The following is a 19,858-nucleotide window of genomic DNA, read 5'->3' as shown; positions in this document are numbered from 1 at the left end:
TTTGAGGAGCTTGGTTTATATCCAATAGAAAAAGTGAATGCGGGATGGCTTGCTTTATCAGCGTTTAGGAAATAAGTTGATAAAATGTGAAGGGTACAGGAGCCGTATACGAGGTCCGTACGTACGGTTCTGTGAGAGGGATGAGGCATAAGCCTCACCCTACTCGATGGTAATGTGCTATAGTTTTTTAATTATAGTATCGAAAAGCTTAGGGTTAATATGATTGAAACTGTAAAACTCACTATCAGGCTTTCTAATTTTTTTAAAATGAGCTGGAAAAATAAAACTGTAAGCCTATTTTTATTAGCTTATATTGTTATTTTTTCAGCCTACTCCCTAACTAACTTTCCTCCCTTACAAGTTCAAAATAATGTTTACGGTTTTACAACTGATTTTATTAATTTAATTGTTCTTATTTTTTTATTTTGGATGGTTCAGTGCTCCAAACTTTCAAAGCTTGCATATACATTTTCGACTCTCGGATTAATGCTTTGGTCCATGGGTAATACAGCTGATTTAATCGATGAGATAGTGATACAGCCTTACTGGGTAAGTATTTATTTTGAAGACTTATGCAGGACCAGCGGCATGCTTTTAACTTCCTATGGTTTATTTAAAACGATGCGCTTTGTACAAAGTATCAATAACCGATTAGCGCGTGAGCTAATCATTGACGATTTAACTAAGGTGCATAACAGACGTTATTTTTATCAGCACGCTAAAGATGCTCAGCTCTCACCTTTCGTTATTTTAATTATCGATATAGACCACTTTAAAGCAATTAATGATGAATTTGGTCATGATGTAGGTGATGTAGTGCTTAAAAAACTAGCAACTAAATACGACAATGCTTTTACGTATAAAAACAAATTTGCTCGCCTCGGCGGTGAAGAGTTTGGCGGCTACTTGCCTACAAATAATATGATGCAAGCGTGTGATTTTTCAAAACAATTAATTACCATTGCGCACACCATAAGTGTTCAAAATTCTCGCCACTTAACAGTAAGCATAGGTGTTGCAATGCAAACGCCTAATGAGCCTTTAGATAAAGTAATGAAACGCGCTGACCAAGCTTTATATTTAGCTAAAAAGAATGGTCGAGATCGTTTTGAAGTTGCCCCGTAAGCGTTTTTAATTATATAAAAACACGTCCTTATTGTTTGCACATTTACTACACTTTTTAACGTTTTCGTAAGGAAATGTCAGTGAGGGTAATGCTTTGTAAATCATGAAATTAAAATAGAATGTTTGGGTCATAATGGGGATATTAATAATAAGGAATAACCTTAATGACCAACTCCCTTTTAAAAGCTGCATTACCCTTAAGTCTAATTACTATTTTGTCGGGCTGCGGCTCTGATGATAGCTCAAGCTCTACAGGTTACATCCAATTGTATAACGGCTCTTACAATAGCCCATACACGCGTTTGTTTGTTGAAGAAACAGAGCGTTCAGGCGCTGATTTTGCCGATGTAACTACTCGCCATAACTACAGCACAGGTACTTATGATGTAAGTTTTGAATACCTAGATGCTAACGACAGCTATATAACAATTAGCGACCAAGAAATTTCTATTAAAGGTGACAAAACACAGTTAGTAGTAATGAGCGGCAACTTCGATGAACCTACATTTACAGAGCTTAGCGTACCTATCACAAGCGATACGGGTGAGTTTAACTTAGGGTTTTATAATATTGCAGGGGAAGACACTAACTACGATATTTACTTAGCAACTGATGATGGCGTATTTGAAAGCGCGACACTTTTTTCATCGGCTCAATATTTAAGTGAGTTAGACCTGCAAAGCATTGATGAAGGTTATTACACTATTTATATAACTCAAGCGGGCAGCAGTGATGTTGTGTACGAGTCGTCATCTGTTTATTTATACGACGAAGCAAGCTATGTAGCAATGATCCGCCCAAGTTATGCAACAGAAGAAGGCGGTATTACGCTTGATGTAGTAACCGATAATAATTACGTTACTGAGCTTAAGCACCAATCTGCGTTGGGGCAATTACGTTTTATAAATACGATTGATGACTACTCGCCAGTTAGCTTTTCGGCTACACGTGGCACAACTGTAAATACAACAAATACAGTCGCTAGTGATTCGTATACAGACTATGTTGAACTTTCGCCTAATAGTTACAGCGTAGCGATGTACGACGAAGAAGGCACAAAGCTTGCCGATAACTTTTTAATGACGCTAGAGCGTGAGCAAAGTGCGGTGGGTATTTTTTATAACGACGTTGATAACGGTCTACGTATGATGAGCGTTGAAGAAAACCTAACGCCAAGTAGTTACAGCCATACGGTATCGGTTGTAAACCTAATTGAAAGCTACGCAGGACAATCGGTTTCAGATGTTGATGTGTACTTTACACTTAACGGCGAAACGGTAGACGATACCAGTAACGTAGTTGATGGTTTAGATAGATACGATCAAGAAGAGCAAGTTGTAGATAACGAAATTTACACTGTTTATGCTGTATATGAAGACAACGGTCAGCAAATTGTGCTTATTCAACAAAGCGATATGGACTTTACACAAGAGGGTAATTACATATTGATTTTAGAGCATGATGAAACAACAAGCTCAGGTTATAAAATGACCCTAGAGCGCACTATCACCGATAGTGTTGAATAACCCTAAATATATTAAGTAGCGTAAAGCCTAAGTACTTTAAGTGCTTAGGTTTTTTTATCGAACAAAATTTACCTACTTATTAATAATTAGGTACACTCAGGGCATAATAATTAATAAGAGTGTGCCATGGATGATTTAGTTGGGTTAGCCGTTATAGTAATACTGGTTGTAGTTGCCGGTGCTATTTGCGGCTTAATAGCGCTAGTGCAGTTAAATGGATTAAAACAAGAAGTTGCTGTTTTGAGGGCCAAAGTAACACACTTACAAACACATAAACCGATATCGCAAAGTGAACCTCAAAGCGAAGCATCTACTGCTCAGGCAGCGCTTTCAAGGTCTGAGCCAATCGCTTATAAAGCACGGTCAAACTTAACGCCCCAAAGCGTGTCACCACCTGTAATAAATCAGCCATCAGCACCTCCTAAAAAAGCCAAACCAGCTAAAGCATCAGCCATAGAATTACTCTTTAATAAACTACGCGCAGGGTTTGAAGAGAACTGGATGACCTGGATAGGCGCAATAGCGCTTGCTTTTGGGGGCATATTTTTAGCTAAATACAGCCTAGAAGCTGGATTACTATCGCCTGTAATGAGGTTGAGTTTAGGCGGCTTATTTGGGCTTAGCTTAATTGCAGCCGCGGCTTATTTACATCATAAACGCATTGTATTTGAAGGCTTTAATAATTACATACCCGCAGCGCTTGCAAGCGGCGGGTTTATTACCTGCTTTGCTTTAACGCTTTTAGCTTACAGTAGCTACTATATGCTTAGCCCTACCGTGGCATTTTTTGCACTGGCAGTTATTGCGATTAGTGCAAGTGCAATGGCGCTTAGGTTAGGCCCATTATTGGCTGTATTAGGTATTATTGGTGCTTATAGTGTACCAATATGGGTTAGCACTGGCAGTGGTAACTTGTTTACATTATTTATGTATGTTGGCTTTGTAAGTTTGTCGGCTGCGTTAGTTGCACATAAAGTACAGCGAGCTTGGTTGTGGTATTTATTATGGGCAGGGCACATTGGCTGGTATTTAGTTGGTTTTACGCTACTTAAAATTAATACCGTTTGGTTGATGGGGACGTTTGCTTTACTTAGCATTGTAGGGTTAATTGCTATACCGCGATTGGGCTTAAAATTGAGTGTTATTGAGCACCGCCCGCACAGTTTAAAACGCTTAATTAAAGTGCTTCCTGATCATGCATTATTACTTGCCTTTATAGCGCCCTTAATATTTACCATGCTAATAAGTCACTTTGATATGCCGTGGCAAACAATCGGCGTGTTATGTATTGTACTGATGCTATTTTTAGTACTTAAAAATAGCCGCTGGGATATTTGGCAGGGCGTAGCGTTAGTTATTTCAACGCTATTAGTGATAGGCGCTGAACGCACGCATCTTTCGCCAAACCTATTTGATGACGCACTCTTTATATTCAAAAATGAGTATGGTTTGGGCTTATTACTCGGATTGTTACTTACCGCTTTTGGACTTTATTACGGTAAACAACAGATTAAGCGTTTAGCATTTCATGTTACGGGAGCATTTAGCGTATTTGTAATGATAGGGACCTTATATGCACTTATTCCTAATTCTGCGTTAAGTACTGCATATCCACTCTGGGCCGTTGTATTGTTTGTAGTGGCGGCTATTTTAATAAAGCTCGCGCAGCATAATACAACGCTATTTCAGCGTTTTACTTATTGGGTAGGCGCTAATGCCAATATTACGTTAGCAATTACCATGCTACTAAGTGACAGCGGTTTAACTATTGCACTTGCTGTACAAGTATTACTTATAAGCGTACTTATTAAACGCTATAGCGTGCCTATGCCGCATTGGCCTATAAAAGCCTTGGTTGCTGCGTTATTACTGCGCCTTACGCTTTCACCTTGGACGCCAAGCTACGATGCGCTAACAGTATTTGGTTTGCATTGGAGTATTGTGGTTTATCCGTTATGTATCGTGTTATTTTTTGCCGCAGCTAAGTGCTTTGACTCATCAAAACTTAAAATATGGCTGGAAGGTGCGGCGCTTCATTGTTTAGCGCTTTTTATTACCACCGAAACAAGTTATCAGCTAGTAGGGCATTATCCGCAATTTGATTCACTTAACTTTTACGAACAAATACTCCTTACCTGTAACTGGCTGGCATTAGGGTGTGTGTACTTACACAGAGCAAAACTTGCCGGTACTTTAGCTAAGTTATACCAAGTGGCGGGCTTTACACTTGCGGGGTTAGCAGGGCTTTTTGCTATTAAAATACTGCTTGACGACAACCCATTATTTGAATCACTTTACATAGGTGAGCTGCCAATATTTAACTGGTTATTACTATTGTGGCTAGTACCTGCAGGATTAACGCTTTGGCTGGCCAAGCTTGTAAAACCAATAAATGCTAAAGCTACGCCATTTATATTGGCCGTTGCGGGTGGCTTTATATTATTGGCAATAAACAGCTTTATTCGCCAATACTGGCAAGGTCCTTACATTTACTTATCAAAAGGCGCAAGTAACGCCGAACTTTATAGCTACTCTGTCATTTGGTTAGTAATGGGTGCGAGTACTGTTATTTTTGGTCATTTAAAAAACCAGTTATTAATACAAAAAGTAGGCTTAGGCTTACTAGCTGCAGTTATTGTTAAAGTGTTTTTAATTGATATGGCTAATTTGGAGGGGTTGCTTAAAGCGCTTTCGTTTATTGGTTTAGGGCTTTCGTTGGTGGGGCTAAGTTGGTTGTTCCAAAAGCTTAGAAGCCGAGTAAATCCAGTTTAACTTTATGAGCACTTTATAAAGCAAAGCCCAGTGAAGATACTGGGCTTTTTGTTTTACGCTATTACTTGATAGCTTTTAACTAGAATACTTTTAACTAGATCACTTTTTACTAGCTTATTATGTACTGTGATTAAGCAATGCTTTTAGTTTGCCCGGTTTAATTGGCTTACTTAAATAATGAATATTAGCAGCTTTAGTTTCTTGCTTAAGCTCGGTGTCGCGCACTGCGGTAATTAAAATAGCGGGTACCTGGCTTTGCCAAATTTCGCGCAGGGTTTTAATTAGCGTTATGCCATCGCAATCACTACCTAATTGATAGTCCATTAAAATAACATCGGGTGCGCGGTTTTGCTTAGCATGCGCCAGTACATTATCTACGTTATCAAACAAGGTGTAATTAGCTTGCCACTTTTTAAGTAAGCTTGCCATTGCTGCTAGGTTTTCAGGGTCGTCATCCACGGCAACAATATTAATGGCTGCACGGTTTTCTATTAGGCTGTTTGTCGTACTTTTTTGTTGCACAAACTGCTCATCGCCATAAGGTACTTCAATGCTAAAACGGCTACCTTTATTAGGCTCAGAATGCACATCAAGCGGCAAACTTAATAAGTCAGCCATACGTTTTACAACACCTAAGCCTAAGCCTACGCCTTTGTTATCGCCCGACTCAACACGGTAAAAGTCATTAAATATTTTAGCTTGCTCAACTTCGCTAATACCTGGGCCTGTATCCCATACTTCTATTCGTAAATTGTGTTTACGGTTTCTACAGGCAATTAATACACGGCCGTTATCGGTGTATTTAACTGCATTAGAGACCAAGTTTTGAATAATTCGGCGCAAATAGGTTATATCGCTGTGCACAATTTGTTGGTGTGAACGCACACTAAGTTTAAGCCCTTTATCACTTGATAAAATAGCGTATTCACTTTGCAGTGGCGCTAAAATATCTTCGATATAAAAGTGGCGAGGGGTTGGGGTCATAGCGCCTTGTTCTAGCTTGGCTATTTCAAGTAGTGCCGACATTAGATGCACGGTTGAATCGAGACTGTCGCCTAATTTTTCAAAGCTGTTTTGGTTAGTGCTGTCGAGTTGCTTTTCGTCAATGGCAGCAAGGTATAAACGTGCTGCGTTTAACGGCTGTAAAATATCGTGGCTCGCCAGTGCTAAAAAGCGCGTTTTACTGTCGTTGGCTTGCTCTGCTTCTCGTTTGGCTAAAGTCAGTGCTTGCTCGGTTTGTACACGGCTATCTATTTGAGCTTGTAAGTCTCTATTAATGGTTTGCACTTCTTGAGTTCGCGCTTCTATGCGGTTTTCAAGATCCATGTTTACTTCTTCAAGCGCATTTTGCGTACTTATGTGATTGGTAATATCCGAAAAGCTGGTAACAAATCCGCCATCGGGCAGCGGATTACCAATCATTTCGTATACTTGGCCATTACGACGGTGGCGAATAAAGTGATGCGAGCTGCCGTATTTTAAATGCTGCACACGTTTTTCTACTTGGCGCTCTATTTCGCCAGGGCCACATTCACCACGGTTAGCGTTGTATCTAATAATATCTTCTATGGGTTGGCCTACTTCTAAAAACCCTTCAGGGTAGCCGAACATTTCGCTGTAGCGCTTATTCCAAGCTACTAGCTTTAAATCTTTATCGACAACCGAAATACCGTGGCTTAAATTTTCGAGTGAGGTAAATAACAGATTTTGATTAAATTGCAGCGCTTGTGTGGTTTCGTCAAAAAAGTTTACAACTTCTTCAAACGCCATGCGCTTACCCGACGATACCGTGTGTATTAATGCTTGAGCCGACGATGCGCCCAGCACGCCTGTTAAAGCGCGTTCGCAGTAGGCTATAAATTCAGGCTCTGGGTGTGCGTTATTATCGCTTAAGTGATGGGCGAGTGCGTAATGGGCCAATACTTGTTGGCTGCGCTGAATACCTAAAAAGGTTTGTAGGAGTATTTTAAAGTCGTAAACAGTGGCTTTTACGTCTTTATTTAAGCGCCTTGATAAAATAGCCTGATCTTTAGGATTAACAAAAGCAGCTGCCTGAATTTTATCAATTAAGCGCTCCTCAGCCCCTAGTGAAAAACTAATATAACAACCAATATTTGCAAACAAAGCTATTAAGGTTCCACGCGTGATAAGTGTTTGTTGTAGCTCGCTATCAAGGGTTGTGCCGGCATCGAGTATTGGCAGCATTAGAAATAGTATCCAGCAAATAAAGCCAGCCACTAAACCTGCATAAACCCCATAAGCATGACCTTTTCGCCAATATAAACCACCCACAATAGAGGGCAGTAATTGTGTAACAAGTGAAAAAGCCACCAAGCCCATACTTGCCAGTGCACTGCTGTGGCCAAACCATTGTTGATAGAAATAAGCCAAAATTAATATGCCTGCAATAGCAAAGCGCCTTACTAGTAAAATACGAGACTTATAACTGGTGGTAATTAAGTTGCGTTTAAATTTACGACGTAGCATTAACGGTAATACCACATCGTTTGAAATCATCGTGCTCAACGTTAGCGTGGCTACCACTATCATTGCAGTAGCGGCAGATAAACCGCCTATAAATACAAAGGTGGTTAAAAAGGCATTGTCGTTAATTAAAGGTAGGGCAAGTACAAAGCTGTCGGGTGAATAGCCACTGCCAATTTCAGGATGAATAGCCGCTGTGGCAATAGGTAAAATCATTGCGGCGGTTAATAGTAAATACAGCGGAAAAGCCCAGCGAGCGGTAAGTAAGTGACGTTTATTTTGATTGTCGACCACGGTTACATGAAACTGACGTGGTAAACATATAATAGCCGCCGCAGCCATTAAAGACTGACCAATAAAGTTAAAACTAAAAAAGTTAAAGTTAGTCCAGTGATCCCAAATCGATTCGGTTACCTTATTTGCAGCGGTTTCGGGCAAGTTAAATAGTGTAAATACTGCAAGTCCAGCAACAGCAATAAGGGCAATCAGTTTAATCATTGATTCAAATGCAACAGCAAGCATTAACCCAGAACGATATTCAGTTACATCAACCTTGCGTGTACCAAAAAATATGGCAAACAAAGCCATAATTAATGTGGCAGAAAGCGCGAGCATATCACCGGATATTTTAGTACTACTTTGCAGCAGTAAAAAGCTGGTACTGAGCGCTTTTAATTGCAGTGCAATGTAGGGAATAGTCGCTAGTAACGCGATTACAGTAACCATAATCGCCGTAGTTTGGCGTTTGCCGTAACGAGCTGAAATAAAATCGGCAATAGTGGTTATATTTTGCTTTTTGCTTACTAATACCAGTTTACGTAAAAACCCTTGGCCGAAAAAAAACAACAAGGCAGGGCCAAGTAAAATGGGTAAATAACTCCAACTGCTGGTGGCCGCTGTACCTACCGAGCCGTAATAAGTCCACGACGTACAATAAATGCCTAATGACAGTGAATATACAAAAGGATGGTGGCTAATACGCTTTGCCAAAGGTGTTGTTTTATCGCCCCAGTTGGCAAGCCAAAACAGCACACCTATATAACTTAAAGCAACAATAATTAGTACGGCAGTCATGTTGTTATTAAACCTTATTATTTTAAATAGTTCCTCAACCCTATGAGGAATTAACACAATACCAGAACTCCTAGCGAGTGTGCGTGCAGATTTTTATTTCTAAATGGTATTTATTTTTTAAGTTGTTGAATTTAATTGGTTAAATTTAAATTTGTAATTGTATTAGACTAATGTCGCAGTATTAACTAATTTGTAACATCTCCTGTATTTTAAATATCCATAAATGATTAACTTTATGTAATTAAAAGGTTTTTGGTTTTTTAAATAAAATTCAATCTGCAGTTTACGTAAACGTTAACAAGCTGTTACGACTATGGTCTCAATTCAATATTTAACCAGCGTTGCTAAATTGGTAAGCGAAGATAAAAAACCACTCATCGCGATATTGCGGTGCTTAAAGGGGAAAACAAAAATGGCTTTTAAAGATGAAGAACAAGCAAAAGCTTATTGGGCAGAAAACATTTCACTGTTATTTAAACTATTAGCAGTGTGGTTTATCGTGTCTTTCGGCTTTGGCATATTACTGGTTGATGTACTTAATGAAGTACGTTTTTTTGGGTTTAAACTTGGCTTCTGGTTCGCCCAGCAAGGCGCGATTTATACCTTTGTTGCTTTGATTTTTGTGTACGTTTTCAAAATGAATACGTTAGATAAAAAATATGGCGTAGACGAATAGGAGCTAAGCAATGGATGTTCAAACACTCACGTTTTTAATTGTTGGTTTAAGCTTTGCGCTTTATATCGGCATAGCAATTTGGGCCCGAGCGGGTTCAACTAAAGAGTTTTATGTAGCAGGCGGCGGCGTACCTCCTCTTGCTAATGGTATGGCAACAGCCGCGGATTGGATGAGCGCCGCGTCGTTTATTTCAATGGCGGGTATTATTTCCTTTGCAGGTTACGATGGCAGCGTTTACTTAATGGGGTGGACTGGTGGTTATGTACTATTAGCTATGTGTTTAGCGCCTTACTTACGTAAATTCGGCAAGTTTACCGTGCCTGACTTTATTGGCGACCGTTACTATTCACGCACCGCGCGTTTAGTGGCAATTGTATGTGCCATATTCATTTGTTTCACTTACATTGCAGGGCAAATGCGTGGCGTAGGCGTGGTGTTTTCACGCTTTTTAGAAGTAGAAATAGAAACCGGTGTTTACATTGGTATGGTGATTGTATTTTTCTACGCCGTACTAGGCGGCATGAAAGGCATTACCTACACGCAAGTAGCGCAGTACTGTGTACTTGTATTTGCATACCTTGTACCAGCCATTTTTATCTCGATGATGATGACGGGTCACTTCTTCCCACAAACAGGTTTTGGTGCCACATTAATTGGCAGCGATGGCGTGTACGTACTTGATAAACTAGACGGCTTAAGCGCTGAGCTTGGTTTTGCACAGTACACCGAAGGCTCTAAGAGCATGATTGACGTGTTCGCTATTACTGGTGCATTAATGGTAGGTACTGCGGGTTTACCACATGTAATTGTTCGCTTTTTCACTGTACCTCGCGTAAAAGACACGCGTATTTCTGCAGCATGGACTCTTGTGTTCATCGCGATTGTTTATACCACAGCACCAGCGGTTGCCTCGTTTGCTCGTGTAAACATGATTGATACCATAAACGGTAAAGATGGCAGTGGTACAGAGTATGCAGAAGCACCAGGGTGGATTAAAAACTGGGAACGCACAGGTTTAATTACATTTGATGATAAAAACGGCGATGGCAAAATGTTCTACACGGCGGGTAAAATCACCGATCCGAACAGTGCTAACGAAGTAAACGTAGACCGCGACATTATGGTATTAGCTAATCCAGAGATTGCTAACTTACCAGCGTGGGTAATCGCACTTGTAGCTGCGGGTGGTATTGCCGCTGCACTGTCTACAACAGCAGGTTTACTACTGGTTATTTCAACCTCTGTTTCGCACGATTTACTCAAGCGAACTCTCAAGCCCGATATTACCGACAAGCAAGAGTTACTTGCAGCGAGGTTGGCAGCCATGGTCGCTATTGTTATCTCCGCGTACTTTGGTATTAACCCGCCTGGATTTGTGGCATCGGTAGTGGCATTTGCATTCGGCTTGGCGGCAGCGAGTTTCTTCCCAGCAATTATTATGGGTATATTCTCTAAAACAATGAACCGCGAAGGCGCAATTGCAGGCATGGTAACGGGTATTGGCTTTACCGCTGCGTATATCATTTTCTTCAAGTTTGTTAGCCCAGAGCTAAACAGCCCTGAAAACTGGTTCTTAGGTATTTCACCTGAAGGTATTGGCTTAATTGGTATGATTATTAACTTTGCAGTAGCTGCAATTGTTCTTAAGTTTACTAAACCTACACCAGTTGAAATTCAACTAATGGTTGAAGGTATTCGTAACCCTAAAGGATCGGCTGAAGCGCATGACCATTAGCCACAATTTATAAGTTACAGTTTAGAAAACATAAAGCACCAAAAGCCCGACTTTAGTCGGGCTTTTTATTTGTTTAATAAATAAGTACATTGGTGTTGTGTATACTTTTTAATGAGTACAACAATGAGTGTAGAGCAACAAGAAATAGCCCAATACGTTTGTTTGCAAGCGCCTTTTACACTGCTTGATAGCAGCGCATACGAATATTTTGTAAATCATCTTGATATTATTTACCTCACCCGCGAAAACCAAACGCAGTGGTTACAAAGTGAAAACCCTAAACTATTTTTAATTCGCTCTGGTTTGTACGACCTAGTTGATGGCAAGGGGGATGTTGTTACACGCTTAGCGCAAGGTGATTATTTTGGTTTTCCGTCGCTGTTAACCGGCGAAGCAATTCAAAATAGGTTAGAGGTACAAAAAGAAGGCATAGTGTATATGCTCTCTCAAACGCATTTTGATTATTTACGCCGAGAATACAAATCGTTTGAGCAATATTTTGTACGCGCTCATGCTAACCGGTTGTTGTCATCGCATTATAAAAGTAAAAACGATAGTTGGTCTGAACGTAAAATATCAGAGCTGATGACCCGCACAGCAATTACACTTTCGCCCGATGCAAGTATTAGGCAAAGCGCTAAAAAAATGAAAGAGCATGGTGTCTCGTCAATAATGATAACGCAGCACGCACACTTAGTGGGAGTTGTGACTGACCGCGATTTACGTAATCGAGTACTTGCTGACGAGGTAGACCCACAAGATGCAGTCAGCAGTATTATGACCGCCAAGCCCAAGTTTATATTTGAAAATAACCGGGTGTTTTCGGCGCTGCACTTAATGCTTAAATACAATATTCATCATTTGCCCGTGCTCGACGAAAACCATAACCCGATAGGAATGATAACCAGCACCGATTTACTGCGCCAACAAAAAAGTGACCCCGTACAGCTTATTGGGCGCATATACAAAGCGCATACTGTTACTGATTTAAAACGCTACGCAAAAGAAATCCCCGAACTTTTGCGTGGTTTTTCGTACAACATTGACGACATATCGCTAATTGGTAAATTACTCAGTGGTTTAACTGATGCGCTTACATCGCGCCTTATTCATTTATTTCAAGAAGAGCATGGCGCAGCGCCAACCAGCTTTAGTTTTATTTGCTTTGGCTCGCAAGCACGCGAAGAGCAAACTCTGCATTCAGATCAAGATAACGGCTTATTACTTCCAAACGACTTAACTCCCGAGCAACACGCTTACTTTAAAAGCATGGGGGAGTTTGTATGTGAAAACTTAGTTGAATGCGGCATTAGGCGTTGCCCAGGTAATATTATGGCAAGCAGCGATGAGTGCCGTATGAGCGTAAACGACTGGAGCGAGCGATTTTTTAAATGGATAAAAAGCCCAACGCCTGATGCAATGCTTAACTGTAAAATATTTTTTGACCTGCGATTTATTGAAGGCTCAAATACTTTATACACCGCTTTTTGCGAGCAATTAATTCGTATATCGCGTAACGACTTATTCTACGCCGCAATGGCAACCGACATAAGCAGCAACAGCGTGCCAATTGGTTTATTTAATAAATTTAAAACCGAAAAAACAAATCAAAATAATAAATATATAGATTTAAAAAAACGCGGTGTCGTAATTATAAATGACATAGTGCGGTTATACGCTTTAAAAGCGGGTATTAGGCGCGCCAACACACAAGAGCGATTAGACGCACTACTAAAACATAAACTGATCAGCAAAGAAGATATATATAACCTAAAAGACTGCTGGCGGTTCTTAACGCAGCTTCGCTTGAGTACACAAATAAACGAAGAGGGCTTACCGAGTAACTGCATTAACCCTAATAAATTAAACTCACTAGAGCGCCATCAACTAAAAGAAGCGTTTTACCTTGTTAAACAAGCGCAGCAAGCCGCCGCGTTTAAGTTTGCTCGCGGCAGTTTATAATGATGGATTACTAACATGGTAAAAAAGCTGCTCACTCGGTATTTAAAGCGCCGTAAATTACTAGGCAAAAATGCCTTACAACAACGTTATTTGGTGATTGATTTAGAGCTCACTGGACTTGATGCAAAACAGCACGAAATTGTATCACTAGCGTGGGTGATAATAGATAACCAATGTATAAAAATGAGCGAGTCGCAACACCTGATAAATAAAGACGTAAAAAGTTTAGCTCAAAGTCCTGTTTTTCATGGGATTAGTGATGATGCTATAGCAAAAGGGCAAAGCCTAAATAGTATATTAACGCAGTTAAGCAGACATTTTAGCGACTGTATTTTAGTGTTTCATAATGCCATGCTCGACTGGGGATTTTTAAAAATAGCGCTTAAAAATGCCAATATAACCACGCAACCTAAACTTATACTCGACACACTGCATATTGAGAAAAAACGCTTACTTCATCATTCAACTGAAATAAAACAAGATGATTTAACCCTTAGCATGTGCCGCACACGTTATGAGTTACCAAGCTATCATTGTCATCATGCTCTTACCGATGCACAAGCGACCGCCGAGTTACTGCTAGCCCAGTGCCATCAAATAAGCCGTGGCAAAGAGTTAAAAGTAGGCGAGTTGACGTAGGTTGGCTGTAGGCGGGGCTTTATGCCGCGCGAGATAAACTCCCGCCTACAATAAAGAGCAGTTTACTTTTATTGTTATCCGTATAACTATAGGTACAGTTACGTAATCATTATTTACTAATTACTTCAAGGAACGAACATGAAACTCATCACTACTATTTTCTTAACCTTATTCCCACTTATCACTTTTGCTAATTCAAGCTTGCCTGCTAATCGCCATATTGCAGTGCAGGGTACTGCAGAGGTATTAGCAAAGCCCGATATGGCTAAGATTTCTTTTGAAGTAATAAGCTTTAAAGACAAATCACTTGATGCTAAACGTGATGTTGATGATCGAGTAAATTTGTTACTTAAAGGATTAAGCAAGTACGGTGTTAAGGAGATGGATGTTTCTGCTACAAGCCTGTTAACTTACAATGATGACGACAAGTTTAATGTCGAGAGCGGTACAGCAATTAATGCAGGATATGTAGCAACAAGAACACTTAAAGTAACATTAAGAAATATTGAAAAGTTGAATGATTTTATCGATTTTGCATTAAGTGTAAAAATTAATGAACTGACGAATATTGAGCTTATGTCTTCAAAAGCCGCGCAGTTAGAAGCTGAAGCAACACAAGGCGCAATAGATAACGCTATAGTTAAAGGGGGTAAGCTTGCTAAAGCATTTGGCGCAGAGCTTGGAAAAATTTACAGCATTAATTCAAATTCTAACCGTTCAAGTTATGGTTATGGCGCAGATAATTTTGAGAGAATAGTTGTAACCGGTTCTAAAGTTACTAGAAATCCATTTGAGCAAGGTAGATACCTGCAAGAAACTATTACATTTAAATCATCAATAAACGTGGTGTTTGATTTAGAAGTAAATGAATAAGTTAAAATTTTCATTTCAAATACATTTTCATAATGTAAGCTGGCTTTAAGTTTTTGATTAATTTAAAGGTAGCCATATTATGAGCGATGAAAATAACACGTTAAAAGCACAAACTGAGGCAAAAATAGCAGCAGGGCGTAAAGGTAATCCTGATTTTATGAAAGGTGTTGATGAAACGATTGCACAGGCAAAAGCGTTTCAACAAGGTGCTAATGCACTTGATTTAAACCAAAGCGCACCAAGTTTTGAGTTACCAAATCAACATGGTCAATCGGTGCAGTTAACCGAGTTACTTGCTAAAGGACCTGTAGTTATTACCTTTTATCGTGGTAGTTGGTGTCCGTACTGCAATTTACAGCTCAAAGCGCTTCAAGTACGCTTGCCTGAAATTCACGCATTAGGCGCACAATTGGTGGCTATTAGCCCGCAAGTACCCGATGGCTCAATGAGCGATGATGAAATAAGTAAAATGGATTTTTTAGTGCTGAGTGATCAAAATGCCGATGTAGCAGCAAGCTACGGCGTAGCATGGCAAGTACCTACATTTTTACTAGAGCATATGCGAGTAGACCGAGGCCTAAATTTAGAGTCGGTTAATAATGGCAATAGTCGTGTTTTACCGATCCCCGCCACCTTTGTTTTAGATAAACAAGGTAAAGTGACTTGGCGTTATGTTGATGTTGATTATCGTACTCGTTCTGAGCCAGAAGATATAATTAGCGCATTAAAAAATTTAGTATAAAAAACTTAATTTAAAAAGTCAGAACCATCAAAGAGCTTGCAATGCGTAAGCTCTTTAACCTTAATTTAAAGTTTCTAATGCTTCCCTCTTATAATCAGATGCAAGGTCGATTACAATACAGACATCTAAAAGGCGTATTGCCTTTATCTGCACGCTAAGAGAGTGGATTTTATATTTCATGGCAATCAAACTTGCAATTAATGGTTTTGGTCGTATTGGTCGAAATATTGTCCGCGCGTTATACGAGTCTGGTTTGAGCGACGATATAAAAATTGTTGCGATTAACGAACTTGCTGATCCTGAAGCTATTGCTCATTTATTAAAATACGACACATCCCACGGTCGTTTTTCTTTTCCTGTAAAACTTGGTGAAGACACCATTAGTGTTGCAGGCGATACCATTGCACTTTTTTGTGAAGAAAACCCAATTGAATTACCTTGGCAAACGCTCGATGTAGACGTTGTACTTGAATGTACGGGTGTTTATCACTCGCGTGAACATGCGCAGCTACATATTACTGCAGGCGCTAAAAAGGTGTTGTTTTCACACCCGGCTGATAACGATGTTGATGCTACGATTGTGTATGGCATTAACGACGATGAGCTTAAACGCGAGCACACAATTGTGTCTAACGGCTCGTGTACAACTAACTGTGTTGTGCCGGTTATTAAAGTATTAGATGATGCATTTGGTATTGAGTCGGGCGCTATTACAACGATTCATGCGTCGATGAACGATCAACAAGTGATTGATGGTTATCATCATGATTTACGCCGTACTCGCGCTGCAAGCCAATCAATTATTCCAGTTGATACAAAGCTCGCCCGTGGTATAGACCGTATTTTACCTAAATTTAAAGGCCGTTTTGAAGCCATCGCCGTACGTGTTCCTACTATAAATGTAACGGCAATGGATTTAAGTGTAACGGTTAATACCGATGTAGATTTAAACGCAGTAAATAACGCACTTAAAGCACAAGCAAAAGACCGCTTAGAAGGTATTTTAAGTTATACCGAAGAGCCGCTTGTATCGGTTGATTTTAATCACGACCCACATTCTTGTATTATTGATGGCACACAAACACGTGTTAGTCACAAACGACTGATAAAGTTATTGGTATGGTGTGATAACGAATGGGGTTTTGCTAATCGCATGCTCGACACAGCGCGTGCTATGATGGCAGTGAATAAGTAATTTATTAATATAATAATTTTAAACGTATTTTTCAGGTTCAGTATCGTTAACTAAGGAGATGTTCATGTCGGTCATAAAAATGGCAGATTTAGATTTAAACGGCAAACGCGTATTAATTCGTGAAGATTTAAATGTACCAGTTAAAGCAGGTAAAGTGACGTCAGATGCGCGTATTCGTGCAGCACTACCTACTATTAAATTAGCGCTTGAGATGGGTGCTAAAGTAATGGTTATGTCACACCTTGGCCGTCCTACGGAAGGGGAATATGATGAAGAGTTTTCGCTAGCACCTGTCGCTGATTACTTAAACGATGCCCTTGAGCAAACTGTACGTTTAGAAAAAGATTACCTAAACGGTGTTGATATTGCTGATAACGAAGTTGTTGTTTTTGAAAATGTGCGCTTTAACAAAGGCGAGAAGAAAAACGACGAAGCCTTATCTAAGCAACTTGCAGCACTGTGTGATGTATATGTAATGGATGCATTTGGTACGGCTCATCGTGCACAAGCATCTACCCATGGCGTTGGCTTATTTGCTGATGTGGCATGTGCAGGTCCATTGTTATCAGCTGAGCTAGAAGCGTTAGGCAAAGCACTTGATAACCCAGCGCGTCCATTAGTAGCGATTGTTGGTGGTTCTAAAGTATCTACTAAGCTAACCGTTTTAGATTCACTTTCTAAAATTGTTGACCAATTAGTTACTGGCGGCGGTATTGCAAATACCTTTATTGCTGCATCAGGTAGCCCAGTTGGTAAATCGCTTTACGAACCTGATTTAATGGATGAAGCGAACCGTTTATGTGCAGCAGCGATTGCTAATAATGGTGAAATTCCGGTACCGACTGACGTAGTTGTTGGTAATGAGTTTTCTGAGTCTGCTGTAGCTACGCTTAAAGATGTAAGCGAAGTGACAAGCGACGATATGATTTTTGATATTGGTCCTGATACAGCGAGCAAGCTTGCAAAAATTATTGCAAATGCGGGCACTGTTGTATGGAATGGCCCTGTTGGCGTGTTTGAGTTTGACCAATTTGGTAATGGTACTCGTGCTATTGCTCAAGCAATTGCTAACTCAAATGCGTTTTCGATTGCTGGTGGTGGTGATACCTTAGCCGCAATTGATAAATACGGCATTGCCGATAAAGTTTCTTATATTTCTACTGGTGGTGGTGCGTTCTTAGAGTTTTTAGAAGGCAAAAAACTTCCAGCAGTTGAAATGCTAGAGTCGCGCGCTAAGTAATTTTAGTAGCGTAAGGTGAGGGTTAATAGCCCTCACCGACAATTAATTATTAAATACCTCTCACCCTAATTTAATAGTTAATTTAGACGGAATATTACTGCAAAGCAGTGGTTTTTCGTGGCGTTGTTATAACGCCAAACTAACACATCCGTTCAAACTAGATGGTAGGGAACTACTGTCGATAAATTGGAGAATACCCAATGGCTTTAATCAGTATGCGACAACTTTTAGATCATGCAGCAGAGCATGGTTACGGCGTACCTGCTTTTAACGTTAACAATCAAGAGCAAATGCGCGCAATAATGGAAGCGGCTGACAAAACAAACAGCCCAGTAATCGTTCAGGGATCAGCTGGTGCACGTGCTTATGCTGGTGCTCCATTTATTCGTCATATGATTTTAGCAGCCGTTGAAGAATGGCCACATATCCCCGTTGTTATGCACCAAGATCACGGCACATCGCCAGGTGTATGTCAGCGTTCAATTCAGCTTGGTTTTTCATCAGTAATGATGGATGGCTCGTTAATGAGCGACGGTAAAACCCCTTCAAGCTACGAATACAATGTAGAAGTAACGCGCGAAACTGTTGCTATGGCGCATGCCTGTGGCGTATCGGTTGAAGGCGAGCTAGGTGTGCTTGGTTCACTAGAAACAGGTGAAGCTGGCGAAGAAGATGGTGTTGGCGCAGAAGGGTTACTAACCACTGAGCAAATGCTAACAGATCCTGAAGAAGCGGCTGACTTTGTAAATAAAACACACGTTGATGCACTTGCAATTGCCTGTGGTACTTCACACGGTGCTTATAAATTTACTCGCCCACCAACCGATGACATTTTAGCGATTGATCGTATTAAAGCGATTCATGCGCGTATTCCTAACACGCATTTAGTGATGCATGGTTCGTCTTCTGTTCCACAAGAATGGTTAGAAATTATTAATCAGTATGGTGGCGAAATTCCAGAAACTTATGGTGTGCCGGTTGAACAGATTGTTGAAGGCATTAAGTTTGGTGTTCGTAAGGTAAATATTGATACCGATTTACGTTTAGCATCTACCGGTGCAATTCGCCGTCATATGGCGCTAAACCCATCTAATTTCGATCCACGTAAATACCTAGCTGAAGCAACTAAAGCAATGACAGAGATTTGTGTTGCACGCTATAACTCGTTTGGTACTTCTGGTCAGGCTAGTAAAATTAAGCCAATTTCACTTGATGAAATGCACCTTAAATACTTAAGCGGCGAACTTGATCCTAAAATTAGATAATAAGTCTATTTTAAAATAAATAGTTTAAAAGCCAGTAACCCAGTTGCTGGCTTTTTTAATGCCTGTACTTTTATATTACAGGTTACTGCCTCTGTTGATCAGATCACTGTATTACCAATACCTTACTTTGGGATCACGCATTTACTAACACAGCCTTTTCGGATCATTACTTTACTAAGCCAAATACACTTTTGCGCTATTTTAGCCTCTGAGATAATTTGATCGTTATTTATTTGTACAAACAATCAACAACTTATGGCTTTGACTAGGTACAACTCTGATCTGAGAGTAGATCGGCTTGGTAAAAATCTGATCCTTTATTTGGGGCTTAGTAAAATTTAGATCTATTTTTAAACGTATTGATTGTTACACAGGCGGGTTTGTTAATTTTAAAATAGCTTTAAAGTTACTTTTAAACGATCGATCTGTAAAAAAGTATTGGTTAGTAAAACAATGATCCCAGCTAATTTTGTATTATTTAATGATTTAACTAGCGACAAAAAGTAGATAATTTCAAAAATTAGCTATTTTATAAATTTATCGTAAATCT

General features: G+C 39.9%; 13 protein-coding genes. 12 read left to right on the top strand and 1 reads right to left on the bottom strand.

From position 1 onward, the window contains the following. Positions 1 to 219: 219 nt before the first annotated feature. From QL998_RS09345 to QL998_RS09335, 3 genes are all read left to right on the top strand, one after another. A complete protein-coding gene (locus QL998_RS09345) occupies positions 220 to 1,125 on the top strand; it encodes a GGDEF domain-containing protein (RefSeq protein WP_290192559.1) in 906 nt (301 codons plus the stop codon). A 164-nt stretch (positions 1,126 to 1,289) separates the two neighbouring features. Beyond that, on the top strand, positions 1,290 to 2,651 hold the full coding sequence (locus QL998_RS09340; RefSeq protein WP_024600652.1) for a hypothetical protein: 1,362 nt from the start codon (positions 1,290 to 1,292) through the stop codon (positions 2,649 to 2,651). A 126-nt stretch (positions 2,652 to 2,777) separates the two neighbouring features. Continuing rightward, positions 2,778 to 5,423, top strand: coding sequence for a DUF2339 domain-containing protein (locus tag QL998_RS09335; protein ID WP_290192558.1), 2,646 nt, complete (start codon positions 2,778 to 2,780; stop codon positions 5,421 to 5,423). A gap of 117 nt (positions 5,424 to 5,540) precedes the next feature. On the opposite strand, the gene QL998_RS09330 is transcribed toward QL998_RS09335, so the two are convergent. Next, positions 5,541 to 8,981, bottom strand: coding sequence for a PAS-domain containing protein (locus QL998_RS09330; protein WP_170072686.1), 3,441 nt, complete (start codon positions 8,979 to 8,981; stop codon positions 5,541 to 5,543). 412 nt (positions 8,982 to 9,393) lie between these two features. Here QL998_RS09330 and QL998_RS09325 point away from each other — a divergent pair, with 412 nt between their 5' ends. From QL998_RS09325 to fba, 9 genes are all read left to right on the top strand, one after another. Continuing rightward, positions 9,394 to 9,657 carry a DUF4212 domain-containing protein gene (locus QL998_RS09325; protein ID WP_007377498.1) on the top strand — a complete coding sequence of 88 codons (264 nt, stop codon included), beginning with the start codon at positions 9,394 to 9,396 and terminating at the stop codon, positions 9,655 to 9,657. Between the two features lie 10 nt (positions 9,658 to 9,667). Beyond that, positions 9,668 to 11,392 carry a sodium:solute symporter family protein gene (locus QL998_RS09320; RefSeq protein WP_290192557.1) on the top strand — a complete coding sequence of 575 codons (1,725 nt, stop codon included), beginning with the start codon at positions 9,668 to 9,670 and terminating at the stop codon, positions 11,390 to 11,392. Between the two features lie 123 nt (positions 11,393 to 11,515). After that, a complete protein-coding gene (locus tag QL998_RS09315) occupies positions 11,516 to 13,354 on the top strand; it encodes a DUF294 nucleotidyltransferase-like domain-containing protein (protein WP_024598982.1) in 1,839 nt (612 codons plus the stop codon). A 15-nt stretch (positions 13,355 to 13,369) separates the two neighbouring features. Then, positions 13,370 to 13,993: a 3'-5' exonuclease gene (locus QL998_RS09310; protein WP_024598981.1), complete on the top strand. Its 624-nt coding sequence runs from the start codon at positions 13,370 to 13,372 to the stop codon at positions 13,991 to 13,993. A gap of 138 nt (positions 13,994 to 14,131) precedes the next feature. Then, positions 14,132 to 14,866, top strand: a complete 735-nt coding sequence (locus QL998_RS09305) for an SIMPL domain-containing protein (RefSeq protein WP_024598980.1) — start codon at positions 14,132 to 14,134, stop codon at positions 14,864 to 14,866. Positions 14,867 to 14,945: 79 nt separating this feature from the next. Beyond that, on the top strand, positions 14,946 to 15,608 hold the full coding sequence (locus QL998_RS09300; protein ID WP_024598979.1) for a peroxiredoxin-like family protein: 663 nt from the start codon (positions 14,946 to 14,948) through the stop codon (positions 15,606 to 15,608). A 178-nt stretch (positions 15,609 to 15,786) separates the two neighbouring features. Then, the gene (epd, locus tag QL998_RS09295; RefSeq protein ID WP_024598978.1) at positions 15,787 to 16,803 is read left to right on the top strand and encodes an erythrose-4-phosphate dehydrogenase; all 1,017 of its coding nucleotides are present in this window, start codon (positions 15,787 to 15,789) and stop codon (positions 16,801 to 16,803) included. A 64-nt stretch (positions 16,804 to 16,867) separates the two neighbouring features. Then, entirely contained in the window at positions 16,868 to 18,043 is a 1,176-nt protein-coding gene (locus tag QL998_RS09290) for a phosphoglycerate kinase (RefSeq protein WP_024598977.1), read from the top strand. A 200-nt stretch (positions 18,044 to 18,243) separates the two neighbouring features. Then, the gene (gene fba / locus QL998_RS09285; RefSeq protein ID WP_007587174.1) at positions 18,244 to 19,308 is read left to right on the top strand and encodes a class II fructose-bisphosphate aldolase; all 1,065 of its coding nucleotides are present in this window, start codon (positions 18,244 to 18,246) and stop codon (positions 19,306 to 19,308) included. Positions 19,309 to 19,858: the final 550 nt, after the last annotated feature.

It is taken from the genome of Pseudoalteromonas sp. APC 3691, assembly GCF_030408135.1.
GTDB lineage: Bacteria > Pseudomonadota > Gammaproteobacteria > Enterobacterales > Alteromonadaceae > Pseudoalteromonas.
This window is presented reverse-complemented; position numbering and strand designations above follow the sequence as displayed.